This window comes from Ramlibacter agri (assembly GCF_012927085.1).
Lineage (GTDB): Bacteria > Pseudomonadota > Gammaproteobacteria > Burkholderiales > Burkholderiaceae_C > Ramlibacter > Ramlibacter agri.
Genome location: NZ_JABBFX010000003.1, coordinates 1,081,599 through 1,092,994, shown reverse-complemented (window position 1 = coordinate 1,092,994; position 11,396 = coordinate 1,081,599). Strand labels below are relative to the sequence as shown.

12 protein-coding genes and 1 other RNA gene are annotated in these 11,396 nt (G+C 67.7%); 2 read left to right on the top strand and 11 right to left on the bottom strand.

The window, feature by feature from the left end; genetic code table 11:
* Positions 1-6 precede the first annotated feature (6 nt).
* Positions 7-546 (top strand): carboxymuconolactone decarboxylase family protein, encoded by a 540-nt coding sequence (locus HHL11_RS29460; protein ID WP_169422166.1) that lies wholly within the window; start codon positions 7-9, stop codon positions 544-546.
* Here the strand turns inward: HHL11_RS29460 and HHL11_RS29455 are convergent.
* Positions 543-1,514, bottom strand: a complete 972-nt coding sequence (locus tag HHL11_RS29455; RefSeq protein ID WP_169422165.1) for a tripartite tricarboxylate transporter substrate binding protein — start codon at positions 1,512-1,514, stop codon at positions 543-545. The two genes, HHL11_RS29460 and HHL11_RS29455, sit on opposite strands and share 4 nt — an antisense overlap.
* Positions 1,515-1,541: 27 nt before the next feature.
* Between HHL11_RS29455 and HHL11_RS29450 the strand changes: the two genes are divergently transcribed.
* The gene (locus HHL11_RS29450) at positions 1,542-3,176 is read left to right on the top strand and encodes an MBL fold metallo-hydrolase (protein ID WP_169422164.1); all 1,635 of its coding nucleotides are present in this window, start codon (positions 1,542-1,544) and stop codon (positions 3,174-3,176) included.
* A 66-nt stretch (positions 3,177-3,242) separates the two neighbouring features.
* Here the strand turns inward: HHL11_RS29450 and rnpB are convergent.
* From rnpB to HHL11_RS29400, 10 genes are all read right to left on the bottom strand, one after another.
* An RNA gene (gene rnpB / locus HHL11_RS29445) (RNase P RNA component class A) lies at positions 3,243-3,570 on the bottom strand.
* 69 nt (positions 3,571-3,639) lie between these two features.
* Positions 3,640-4,509 carry a protease HtpX gene (gene htpX, locus HHL11_RS29440; RefSeq protein WP_169422163.1) on the bottom strand — a complete coding sequence of 290 codons (870 nt, stop codon included), beginning with the start codon at positions 4,507-4,509 and terminating at the stop codon, positions 3,640-3,642.
* A 70-nt stretch (positions 4,510-4,579) separates the two neighbouring features.
* Positions 4,580-5,347 carry a DUF3025 domain-containing protein gene (locus tag HHL11_RS29435; protein WP_342593300.1) on the bottom strand — a complete coding sequence of 256 codons (768 nt, stop codon included), beginning with the start codon at positions 5,345-5,347 and terminating at the stop codon, positions 4,580-4,582.
* Positions 5,344-6,087: an NYN domain-containing protein gene (locus HHL11_RS29430; protein WP_169422162.1), complete on the bottom strand. Its 744-nt coding sequence runs from the start codon at positions 6,085-6,087 to the stop codon at positions 5,344-5,346. The genes HHL11_RS29435 and HHL11_RS29430 overlap by 4 nt, the downstream gene beginning before the upstream one ends.
* Complete coding sequence (gene pyrC, locus HHL11_RS29425; RefSeq protein WP_169422161.1) at positions 6,084-7,118, bottom strand: dihydroorotase; 1,035 nt, start codon at positions 7,116-7,118, stop codon at positions 6,084-6,086. Before pyrC ends, HHL11_RS29430 begins: the two co-directional genes overlap by 4 nt.
* Before the next feature lie 50 nt (positions 7,119-7,168).
* Entirely contained in the window at positions 7,169-7,906 is a 738-nt protein-coding gene (locus HHL11_RS29420; protein WP_169422321.1) for an amino acid ABC transporter ATP-binding protein, read from the bottom strand.
* 25 nt (positions 7,907-7,931) lie between these two features.
* Complete coding sequence (locus tag HHL11_RS29415; RefSeq protein WP_169422160.1) at positions 7,932-8,594, bottom strand: amino acid ABC transporter permease; 663 nt, start codon at positions 8,592-8,594, stop codon at positions 7,932-7,934.
* Complete coding sequence (locus HHL11_RS29410) at positions 8,594-9,358, bottom strand: amino acid ABC transporter permease (protein ID WP_169422159.1); 765 nt, start codon at positions 9,356-9,358, stop codon at positions 8,594-8,596. The genes HHL11_RS29415 and HHL11_RS29410 overlap by 1 nt, the downstream gene beginning before the upstream one ends.
* Positions 9,359-9,436: 78 nt before the next feature.
* Entirely contained in the window at positions 9,437-10,324 is an 888-nt protein-coding gene (locus HHL11_RS29405; protein ID WP_169422158.1) for an amino acid ABC transporter substrate-binding protein, read from the bottom strand.
* Between the two features lie 126 nt (positions 10,325-10,450).
* A complete protein-coding gene (locus tag HHL11_RS29400; RefSeq protein ID WP_169422157.1) occupies positions 10,451-11,386 on the bottom strand; it encodes a LysR substrate-binding domain-containing protein in 936 nt (311 codons plus the stop codon).
* Between the last annotated feature and the right edge of the window lie 10 nt (positions 11,387-11,396).

Genomic DNA, 11,396 nt, shown 5'->3' with positions numbered 1-11,396 from the left:
AGACACATGCGCATTCCCGACTGGACCCCCGAGAACAAGCCGCAGCCGCAGGACCTGGTGCAGGCCATCCTGGCCCGCCGTGGCGGCACCCTGATCAACCTGGACAAGGCCCTGCTCTGGAGCGAGCCGCTGGCCCGCGGCTGGAACACCTACCTGGGCGCCGTGCGCACCGGCCTGGGCGCCAGCCGCAAGCTGCGCGAGCTGGGCATCTGCACCGTGGCCCTGATCACCGGCGCCCACTACGAGTACCACCACCACGCGCCTGATTTCCTGGCCGCCGGCGGCGCGCAGGCCGAACTGGACGCGCTGCAGGCCTTCGTGAAGGCGCCGCCCGGCGCCGCGGTGGCAGGCCTGGCGGGCGACGAGGCCCTGGTCGTGCGCTATGCCGCGCAGATGACGCGCGACGTGAAGGTCGACGAGGGCCTGTTCGCGCAGCTGCAGGCACGCTTCGACACGACGGAACTGGTGGAGATCACCGCGGCGATCGCCACCTACAACATGGTCGCGCGCTTCCTGGTGGCGCTGGGGGTAGCTCCCGAGGCTTAATCGGCCTTGATGTTGTTCTCCTTCACGACCTGAGCCCAGGTGTCGATCTGGCGGTCGATGAAGGTGCGGGCCGTTTCGGGCGTGCCGCCGACGAGGGCGATGCCCTGGCTGGCCAGCTTGTTGGCGATGTCGGGGACCCGCAGCGCCTTGTTCAACTCCTCGTTCATGCGCCGCACGAGCTCCGGCGGCGTCTTCGCCGGCGCCAGCACCGCCCACCAGGCCGGCGCGTCGAAGCCGGGGTAGCCGCTCTCGGCGACGGTCGGCACATCCGGCAGCTCGGGCGAGCGCTTGCTGGTGGTCACCGCCAGCGGGCGCAGCCGCTTGCTGTCGATGTGCGGCTTGCTCACGAACACCGAGCCGATGGACAGCGGCACATGGCCCGCGATCGCGTCCTGCATCAACGGCCCGCCGCCCTTGTACGGCACGTGCGTCATCTCCAGCCCCGCGTTCTTCGCCAGCAGCGCCATTGCGAGGTGGCCGAGGCTGCCGGAGCCGATGGAGCCGTAGCTGACGTTCTTGTTCGCGCGCGCGGCGGCCACGACGTCGCCGAAATTCTTGTACTCCGAGCCGGCGAAGGTGGCCAGCACCATGGCGGACGTGCCCACCAGCACCACCGGCGCCAGGTCCTTGTGGCTGTCGTACGGCAGGTTGGGGATGAGGCTGGGGTTGACGCCATGGGTGTCGAACACCACCGCATAGGTGTAGCCATCGGCCGGCGCGTTGGCCACGTAGGCCGTGCCGATGGTGCCGGACGCGCCGCCCCGGTTTTCCACGATCACGGTCTGCCCCAGCTGCTGCTGCAGTTGCGGCGCCAGGATGCGCGCCACCTGGTCCACGGAGCCGCCGGGCGGGAACACGGCGATCAGCCGGATCGGCTGCTTGCCGGGCCAGGCCTGCGCCAGGCTGGCGGGCGCCGCGGCCGCGGCGAGGACTGCTGCTGCAAGGGCAAGGGCAAGCCGGCGTTGCATGCTGGGTCTCCGTGTTGTAATCGAACGATGGTACGAGCCAGCCAGCTGCTTCACCCTCAGCGCGAACCCGCAGTCCCGCGCCCCGCCGCCACCGTACTGCTGCTGCGCGACGGGCCCCAGGGCGTCGAAGTGCTGATGACGCGCCGCTCCGCCACCGCGAGCTTCGCCCCCGGCGCCTATGTCTTCCCCGGTGGCGGCATCGACGCCGCCGACGCGCAGGCGCACGGCCTCGCCGCGCGCCGCCCGACGCAGGATGACCAGCGCCTGACGCAAGCCATCGCCGCCATCCGCGAAAGCTTCGAGGAGCTGGGCGTGCTGCTGGCCCGCCGGGCCGATGGCCGGCCGGTCTCAGCCGAGGACATCGCCGGGCTCGATCGCAAGGCGCCCTTCGCCGCGCAATGCGCCGGGCGCAGGCTCGTGCTGGCCGCCGACCAGGTCTTCCTGCTCGCGCACTGGATCACCGACCGCGACCTGCCGCGCCGCTTCGACGTGCCCTTCCTGGTGGCGCGCATGCCCGAAGGCCAGCGCCCGGTGGCCGACGAGGCGGAGCAGTTCGAGCCGGTGTGGGTGCGCCCCGCCGACGCGCTGCAGCGCCATGCGGCGGGCAACTTCTTCATCATCTTTCCGACCATCCGCACGCTGGAGCGGCTGCAGAAGTTCGACACGGTCGATGCGGTGCTCGCCGCCTGCGCCAGCGAAAAGCCGCTGTGGACCAGCTGCCCGCGCGCCGGCCTGCTGCAGGGCGCGGAAGTGCGCTACATGGAGCACGAGTCGCCCTATGGCGAACTCGCCCTCACCTCGCCCGACGGCCAGATCGTGCACCACCTGGACTGGCGCACCGACCAGCCCGTGGCGCTGCTGAAGAACGTCACGCGCCTCACCGCGCCCAACCCCGGCGTGATGACCGGCCCGGGCACCAACACCTACATCGTCGGCACGCCGGACAGCGGCTACATCGTCATCGACCCGGGCCCGCTGGACCCGGAGCACCAGGAGCGCACCTGGCGCGCCACCGGCGGCGACGTGCGCTTCATCGTCTGCACCCATTCGCACGCGGACCACTCGCCCGGCGCGCGGCCCCTGCAGGCGCTGTGCAAGGGCAAGCCACCCATCCTTGGCCTGGCTTCGCTGCCGACGGCGCGACCCGCCAGCGAGTTCACGCCGGACCGCGCGCTTGCCGATGGCGAAGTGGTGAAGGTGGAAGGCGGCGGCGCCTCGCACAGCCTGCAGGTGATGCACACCCCCGGCCATGCGGCCAACCACCTGTGCCTGGTCTTGCTGGAAGACGGGCTGCTGTTCTCGGGCGACCACGTGCTCAATGGCAGCACCACGGTGGTGGACCCGCCGGACGGCGACATGACGGCCTACCTGGAGTCGCTGGACGCCCTGAGCGCCGCCTGCGCGCGGCACGGCATCGAGTTCATCCTGCCGGCGCACGGCTACGTGCTGGGCTTCGCGCCGCTGGCCATCGCGCACCTGAAGGCGCACCGGCTGCAGCGCGAGGCGCGCATCGTCGCCGCCATGCGCGAGCGCCCCACGGGCACGCTGGAAGACTGGGTGGAACTCGCCTACGCCGACGTCCCGCCGCGGATGTGGCCGGTGGCGAAGCGCTCGCTGCTGGCGCACGTGCAGCGCATCGAGGCGCTGCAGCTGGCGCGTTGAATCCTGGGTTCGCGCCTGCCCATGCAGGCTGGGTTCGGCGCAGCCGAACCCAGCTGTCTCGAATAAGTGTGAAGCCCGCCGATACGCCGGATTTTGTGCGTGTGGTCGCCCACACGTGACCGCCATTCTTCTGGGCCGGGGCTCGCGCCACCGGCTCGATGCTACCTACCCGCCAGCTCCGCGGAGCCACATCAACGCTGGCCTATTTGGTATTGCTGCGCGTAGAGATTGCCCGTTTCACCCCCACACCCTTTCGAATGCAGGACTCGTCTCTGTTGCTCTGATCCTCGCCTCACGGCGGACAGGTGTTACCTGCTACGCTGCCCTTTGCAGTCCGGACGTTCCTCCAGTGCGGCCTTTCGGCGATTGCACCAGCGGCGGCCTGGCGGGCTTCACGGAAGGGATTATCCCCTGCAAAAGCAAAGGCCGCCCGAAGGCGGCCCTTGAAAGTGTCGCGTGTCGCTCAAGCCGCGTTCTGCAGCGCCGCAATCCGTTCCTCGATCGGCGGGTGCGTCGAGAACAGCTTGCCGACGCCGGAGGTGATGCCCATGGCCTGCAGGCTCTTGGGCAGTTCGCCGGGGACCATGCCGCCCAGGCGGGCCAGCGCGTGGATCATGGGCTGCTTGTTCCCCATCAGCTGGGTGGAGCCGCGGTCGGCGCGGAACTCGCGCTGGCGCGAGAACCAGGCCACGATGATGGCCGCCAGGAAGCCGAACACGATGTCCAGCACGATGGTGGTCACGAAGTAGCCGATGCCGGGGCCGGAGCGCTGCTCGCCGCGCGACAGGAAGCTGTCCACCAGGTAGCCGATCACCCTCGACGCAAAGACCACGAAGGTGTTCATCACGCCCTGGATCAGGGTCATGGTGACCATGTCGCCGTTGGCGATGTGCGCGACCTCGTGGCCGATGACGGCCTCGACTTCCTCGCGCGTCATGCCTTGCAGCAGGCCGGTGGAGACGGCGACCAGCGCGCTGTTCTTGAACGCGCCGGTGGCGAAGGCGTTGGGCTCGCCCTGGAAGATGCCGACTTCGGGCATGCCGATGCCGGCCTTGTCGGCGAACTGGCGCACGGTATTGACGATCCAGGCTTCGTCGGCGCTGCCGGTGCCGTCGATCACCTGCACGCCCGAGCTCCACTTGGCGATGGTCTTGGACAGCAGCAGCGAGATGATGGCGCCGCCGAAACCCATGATGAACGAGAAGACGAGCAGCGCGCCCAGGTTCAGGCCGTTCGCCGTCAGGAAGCGGTTGACTCCCAGCAGGCTCGCCACGACGCCGAGGACGACGACGACCGCGAGGTTGGTTACCAGGAAGAGAGCGATGCGTTTCATTGTCTGAAGACTCCGAAGGGTGGAAAGAGGTTCACCCTCGCGCGGCAAATGGGGCCTGGCTCAGCCGATATCAAGTGCGCACGCTGGTGGACGGTGATTCCGCGCTGGAGTGGTTCTTGTTCTTGCGTGGACGGAATACGAGAGAGTCATCATAAAAGGAAAAGTTCTCGTTTCCTGCCCACCAGCCGGGCACGCCCAGCACCGGCAGCGGCGTGAAGGGCTTGGCCGCCAGCGCTTCGGCGGTGCAGCGCGCCGCCAGCCAGGCGTCGGCGTCTTCCGGGAGCGCGCACTGCGCCCGCCAGACGTGGGCCGTCAGGCCCTTGCGCGGGTTCGCCAGTTGTTCGAGCAGCGCGTGGCCGAAGATCAACAGGCGCGCCTCGCGCCAGAGCGGCCGCAGCTCCACGAACAGGCGCTGCCATTCGCGTTGCTCCAATGCGTCCCAGAGCGGCTGCGGGGCGTCCAGCAGCGCGCCGTTCTCGTCGAACACGGTGATGGCGTCGCGCACCGGGCCGCGGCGCGCGCCGATGCCGTCCCGCGCGATCTCGGTCGCCTGCAGCCGGTTCAGCGCGCGCTTGGCCTGCGGGAAGCGCCGCCAGACGAGGCCGTTGAAGAAGTCGTGCAGGCCGGGCCGCACCGGGCAGCAGCCGGTGGAGAAGATGAATTGCTCGTAGGCAGTTCCTGCCGGCAGTTCGTCCTGGTCGACGAAGCGCACGGGCGCCGGCCCCATCGCGTTCAGCGCGGCCGCCGGCGACGCCCCCGATTCCACCGCCACCGCCACTGGTTCGCCCTGGGCGCGCCAGGGCGCGTACCAAGGAGCGTCCCAGGAGAGCGGCTTCACTTCCCGCGGCGCTGCCGCTTTTCGCGCACCGACACGTTCGAGGTCCCTTCGTCGACCAGCTCGAACAGGTCGGTGGCCGCCAGCAGCTTGGTCAGCGTCGAATAGCCGTAGTTGCGGTGGTCGAACGAGGCCTGGTTGCCGATCTGCTGGCGCACCGCCTGCACGCGCGACCAGCCTTCGTCGTCCTCGGCCGAGTAGACGGCATTGCGCAGCAACTGCACCAGCTTCTTGTCCTTCTGCAGTTCCGCCTTCGACCACCGCAGCGGGGCCGCGCGCTCGGCGTCCGGCGCGTCATCGCTTTCGGCCGCCCGCAGGTCGTCCAGGAACAGGAAGCGGGAGCAGGCGTTGACGAAGGGCTCCGGCGTCTTGCGGGCGCCGAAGCCGTACACCGCGGCGCCCTTCGCGCGCAGGTGCATCACCAGCGGCGTGAAGTCCGAATCGGACGAGACGATGCCGAAGGCATCCGGCTTGTCGGTGTACAGCAGGTCGAGGGCGTCGATCACCATCGCCATGTCGCTGGCGTTCTTGCCCTTGCTGTAGTCGAACTGCTGCATGGGCCGGATGGCGTGCTCGTGCAGCTGCTCTTCCCAACCCTTCAGCTCGTTCTTCTTCCAGTTGCCATAGGCACGGCGCACGTTGGTCTCGCCGAACGTGGACAACTCGTTGAGGATCAGGCCGATCTTGGACGCCGGCGAGTTGTCAGCGTCGATCAGCAGCGCAACGCGCGGCTTGCCGGTCATACGACCACCCGCCACGGCAGCGTCTCGCCACCGCGCAGCGGCTTCAGCTGCGTTTCGCCGAAGGGCACGCTCTCGGGCAGCGTGTACGGCTCCTTCTTCAGCGTCAGCTTGCCGGTATTGCGCGGCAGGCCGTAGAAGTCGGCGCCGTGGAAGCTGGCGAAGCCTTCCAGCTGGTCCAGCGCGCCGACGTTGTCGAAAGCCTCGGCATACAGCTCCATCGCCGACAGCGCCGTGTAGCAGCCGGCGCAACCCAGCGCGTGCTCCTTCAGCAGCGCCGGGTGCGGCGCACTGTCGGTGCCCAGGAAGAAGCGCGGGCTGCCGCTGGTGGCGGCTTCCACCAGCGCGACGCGGTGCGTTTCGCGCTTGAGCACCGGCAGGCAGTAGAAGTGCGGGCGGATCCCACCCATGAAAATCGCATTGCGGTTGTACAGCAGGTGGTGCGCGGTGATGGTGCCGGCGATGTACTGGCCACCGTCCCGCACATAGTGCGCGCCCTCGCGGGTCGTCAGGTGCTCCATCACGATCTTCAGCTCGGGGAAGTCGCGGCGCAGCGGGATCAGCTGCTGCTCGATGAACACCGCCTCGCGGTCGAACAGGTCGACGCCCGGGTCCGTCACTTCGCCGTGCACCAGCAGCAGGAGGCCTTCGCGCTGCATCGCTTCCAGCGTCTTGTAGGTCTTGCGGAGGTCGGTGACACCGGCATCGCTGTTGGTGGTGGCGCCGGCCGGGTAGAGCTTCAAGGCGACCACCCCGGCCTGCTTCGCGCGGGAGATCTCCTCCGGCGGCAGGTTGTCGGTGAGGTACAGCGACATCAGCGGCTGGAAGCTCACGCCCTTCGGCACAGCAGCCAGGATGCGGTCGCGGTAGGCGGCGGCCAGCGCGGCGGTGGTCACCGGCGGCTTCAGGTTGGGCATGATCAGCGCCCGGGCGAACTGGGCCGCCGAGTGCGGCACCACCGAGGCCATGGCCGCGCCGTCGCGCACGTGCAGGTGCCAGTCGTCGGGGCGGGTGATGGTGAGAGTCTGGGACATTCGCTATTGTCCCACCGAGAGAAAGCGGACAGCCGTTCCCGTTCCCGCCTTCAGTGACTGAGGATCTTGTTCAGGAAATCCTTCGTCCGCGGCTGCCGTGCTTCCGGGTTGCCGAAGAACTCGTCCTTCGAGCAGTCCTCCAGGATGCGGCCGCCGACGTCGATGAAGATCACGCGGTTGGCCACCTTGCGGGCGAAGCCCATCTCGTGCGTGACCACCATCATGGTCATGCCTTCCTTGGCCAGGTTCACCATCACGTCCAGCACTTCGCCCACCATCTCGGGGTCGAGCGCGGAGGTCGGCTCGTCGAACAGCATGACGATGGGGTCCATGGACAATGCGCGGGCGATCGCCACGCGCTGCTGCTGGCCGCCGGACAGCTGGCCGGGATACTTGTCCTTGTGCGCCATCAGGCCCACGCGGTCCAGCATCTTCAGGCCGCGGGACTTGGCGTCGTCGGCGCTGCGCCCCAGCACCTTCACCTGCGCGATGGTCAGGTTCTCGGTCACCGACAGGTGCGGGAACAGCTCGAAGTGCTGGAACACCATGCCCACGCGGCTGCGCAGCTTGGGCAGGTCGGTGGACTTGCCGTTCACCTGGACGCCGTCGACGAAGATCTCGCCCTTCTGGATCGGCTCCAGGCCGTTGACGGTCTTGATCAGCGTGGACTTGCCGGAGCCCGAAGGCCCGCAGACGACGACCACGTCGCCCTTGTTGATCTGCACGTTGCAGTCGTTCAGCACCTGCACCGGGCCGTACCACTTGGACACGTTGCGGATATCGATCATGGGTTTGTCGCTCATGGCGTGTCCCTCAGCGGATGATGGCGATCTTCGCCTGCAGCTTCTTCACGGCCCAGGACAGGCTGAAGCAGATGACGAAATAGAAGACGGCGGCGAGGATGAAACTCTCGCGCGGATGGCTCAGGTTGTTGCCGGCGACGGTGAAGCCGTGCAGCAGGTCGTGCGCCGTGATGATGTAGACGAGCGAGGTGTCCTGGAACAGGATGATGGTCTGCGTCAGGAACACCGGGGTCATGTTGCGGAAGGCCTGCGGCAGGATCACCAGCCGCATGTTCTGGCCGTAGCTCATGCCCAGGGCCTGGCCGGCGAAGATCTGTCCGCGCGCAATGGACTGGATGCCGGCGCGCACGATCTCGGAGAAGTAGGCCGCCTCGAAAGCGATGAAGGTGATCACCGCGGTGAGTTCGGCGCCGATCGGCCGGCCGATGATGAAAGGCACCAGCAGGAAGAACCACAACAGCACCATCAGCAGCGGGATGGAGCGCATGCCGTTCACGTACACGGTGGCCGGCCACGCCAGGAAGCCCTTGCCCGAGAGGCGCATCAGCGCCAGCACGGTGCCGAACACGGTGCCGCCCAGCGTGGAGACGGCCGTCAGCGCCAGGCTGAAGTACAGGCCCTGCAGGATGTAGCCGCGGAAGACCTCGCCGGTGAAGAAGGAGAAGTCCAGCATCAGTGGCCTCCCCCGCCCGTCGATGCCACGAGGCCGGGCACGCGCGAGCGCTTCTCGATGAAGGCCATGATGCGGTTGATGGCGAAGGCGGAGATGACGTACAGCACCGTCACGGCCATGTAGATCTCGATGCCGCGGGCGGTTTCCTCGCCCGCCTGCTGGGCGAAGAAGGTCAGTTCGGTGATCGACACCGCGAAGGCCACCGAGGAATTCTTGAAGATGTTCATCGCCTCGCTGGTGAGCGGCGGGATGATGATGCGGAACGCCATGGGCAGCAGCACGTAGCGGTAGTACTGCAGCGTGGTGAAGCCCAGCGCCATGCCTGCGTAACGCTGGCCGCGCGGCAGCGCCTGGATGCCGGCGCGCAACTGCTCCGCGACGCGCGCGGAGGTGAACAGGCCCAGGCCGAAGACCACCAGCGCCAGCTTGGGCGTCTTGGCGAAGGCGGGGATGAGGACCGGCACCACGTGGTACCAGAGGAAGATCTGCACCAGCAGCGGGATGTTGCGGAACAGTTCCACCCACCAGTTGCCGATGCGCGCCAGCCAGGGGTTGTCCGGCAGCGTGCGGATGGTGCCGATGATGGCGCCCACGACGAGGGCGACGATGAGCGAAAGGCCGGCCACGATGATGGTCTGACCCCAGGCCTGGAGCAGCCAGTCCAGGTAGGTCTGCGTGCCGGTGGCGCCGCCGGTGCCGAAGCAACCCTTGACCACCGTCTTGTCGATCGTGTCCTGGCAGAAAACCTGCCAATCCAGCGCCATGGCGCCCTCCTCGCTCGTTGTTGTTGCGACCGGCCGCCCGTACTCTTGCCGTCACGGGCGGCCGGCTGGCCGTTCAGGTTACTTGTTGAAGGCCTCGGCGGGCTTGTCGTTGGGGTTCTTCGACAGCTCGGTCAGCACGGAGCCCATGGGCAGGTTCACGGCCACGTTCTTCGGCGGGATCGGGTCCAGGAACCACTTCTTGTACAGCAGCTTGATCTCGCCGTCCTTGAAGGCCTTGCGGATGTAGTCGTCCACGGCCGCCTTGAACTTCGGGTCGTCCTTGCGGATCATGACCGCGATCGGCTCGACGTTCAGCGTCTCGCCGACGATCTTGAAGCCCTTCGGGTTGCTGGAACCGGCGATCAGGCCGGCCAGGATGTTGTCGTCCATCACGAAGGCGTCGGCCCGGCCGGACTCCAGCAGCAGGAAACTGTCGGCGTGGTCCTTGCCGTACACCTCGTTGAAGGTGATGCCCTGGGCGCGCTTGTTCTTGCGCAGCAGCGCCACCGAGGTGGTGCCGGTGGTGGTGGCCACGGTCTTGCCGTTCAGGTCGGCAACCGACTTGACCGGGGAGCCGACCTTCACGGCGGTGCGCACTTCGGTCACGTAGGTGGTCAGGCCGAAGGCGACGTCCTTCTGGCGCGCTTCGTTGTTGGTGGTGGAGCCGCACTCGATGTCCACGGTGCCGTTCTGCACCAGCGGGATCCGGTTGGCGGAGGTGACGGCCACGTATTCGACCGGCACGCCGGGGAAGATGGACTTCAGGATGCGCTGGCACAGTTCCACGTGGTAGCCCACGAACTGGTTGTTGCCCAGCGTGTACGCCAGGGGCGCGGAAGACTCGCGCGTACCCATCACCACCTTGCCGCCGGCCTTGACCTTGGCGATCGTGTCGTTCGCCTGGGCGAAAGCACCCGTGGCTGCAGCTGCTGCAACGGCAAATGCCAGCAGATGTTTCTTCTTCATCAAAATCTCCTGTTGCGAATCCGGGTGGAACAAAGCGGGGATTCTATGGTGCGGAACGCGAACCGCTGGGCCCGCACGCATGCGGGCCAAAGCTTAGCCCCCGGGAATGCACCCTGTAAGCAGGGTTTATGCCCGGTCGGGCTTGCCTGCGGCCAGGAAGTCCCACAGCGCCTGCGCCTGGCCCTTGTGCGCTTCGCGCGCGCCGGGCTTCTCGCGGTAGGCCCGCACTTCCATGACGATCTCCAGGCCGGGCAACTCCGGCGGCGCGGCATCCACCAGGCGCCGCGCGCGCAGTTCCTTCTTCACCGCGCTATGCGGCAGGAAGGCGATGCCGTGGCCTTCGAGCGCCATCACCTTCAGGCCTTCGGCCATGTCGGTCTCGTAGACGCGATCGAGGTGGATGGCGGTGCCGGCCTGCTTCAGCGCGAGATCGGCGACGCGCCCCAGGTAGGCGCCCGGGGCGTAACCGAGATAGGGCAAGGGCTGGCTCGCGCGGCCTGGCAAACGGAACTGCGGCTGGCCGTTCGCATCGGCCTTGCAGTACGGCGCCAGCGATTCCTCGCCCAGCAGCACCCACTGGAAACGTTCCGGGTCCAGCTGCAGCGGCTGCGACGCGTGGTGGTACGCAATGAGCAGGTCGCAGCTTCCTTCCACGAGGCGCATCGCCGCGTCGTGCACGTTCAGCGCGATCAGGCGGCTCTTGATGGGGCCGAACTTCTCGCGCAGGCTCGACACCCAGGCGGGGAAGAAGGTGAAGGCCAGCGTGTGCGGCACCGCGAACTCGATCACGTCCTGGCCCGCGGCAGCGTGGCCGCGCAGCATGGCGCGCGTGCTTTGCAGCGCCTGCAGCATTTCAAGGGACTGCGTGTACAGCGTCTCGCCGGCCGCGGTCAGCCGGGTCGGGTAGGAACTGCGGTCCACGAGGTCCGTGCCGGCCCAGGCTTCCAACGCCTGGATGCGGCGCGAGAAGGCCGGTTGCGTGACATGCCGCAGCTGCGCCGAGCGGCTGAAGCTGCGCGTCTCCGCGAGGCTGACGAAATCTTCCAGCCACTTGGTTTCCATGGCCGGGATT

Bases quoted from the DNA above. Each gene is read 5' to 3' on its own strand.
- HHL11_RS29430 (WP_169422162.1), bottom strand. From the start codon at position 6,087: ATGACCGGCAAGCCGCGCGTTGCGCTGCTGATCGACGCTGACAACTCG.
- htpX (WP_169422163.1), bottom strand. From the start codon at position 4,509: ATGAAACGCATCGCTCTCTTCCTGGTAACCAACCTCGCGGTCGTCGTC.
- HHL11_RS29455 (WP_169422165.1), bottom strand. From the start codon at position 1,514: ATGCAACGCCGGCTTGCCCTTGCCCTTGCAGCAGCAGTCCTCGCCGCG.
- HHL11_RS29400 (WP_169422157.1), bottom strand. From the start codon at position 11,386: ATGGAAACCAAGTGGCTGGAAGATTTCGTCAGCCTCGCGGAGACGCGC.
- HHL11_RS29405 (WP_169422158.1), bottom strand. From the start codon at position 10,324: ATGAAGAAGAAACATCTGCTGGCATTTGCCGTTGCAGCAGCTGCAGCC.
- HHL11_RS29410 (WP_169422159.1), bottom strand. From the start codon at position 9,358: ATGGCGCTGGATTGGCAGGTTTTCTGCCAGGACACGATCGACAAGACG.
- pyrC (WP_169422161.1), bottom strand. From the start codon at position 7,118: ATGTCCCAGACTCTCACCATCACCCGCCCCGACGACTGGCACCTGCAC.
- HHL11_RS29415 (WP_169422160.1), bottom strand. From the start codon at position 8,594: ATGCTGGACTTCTCCTTCTTCACCGGCGAGGTCTTCCGCGGCTACATC.
- HHL11_RS29460 (WP_169422166.1), top strand. From the start codon at position 7: ATGCGCATTCCCGACTGGACCCCCGAGAACAAGCCGCAGCCGCAGGAC.
- HHL11_RS29420 (WP_169422321.1), bottom strand. From the start codon at position 7,906: ATGATCGATATCCGCAACGTGTCCAAGTGGTACGGCCCGGTGCAGGTG.
- HHL11_RS29450 (WP_169422164.1), top strand. From the start codon at position 1,542: ATGGTACGAGCCAGCCAGCTGCTTCACCCTCAGCGCGAACCCGCAGTC.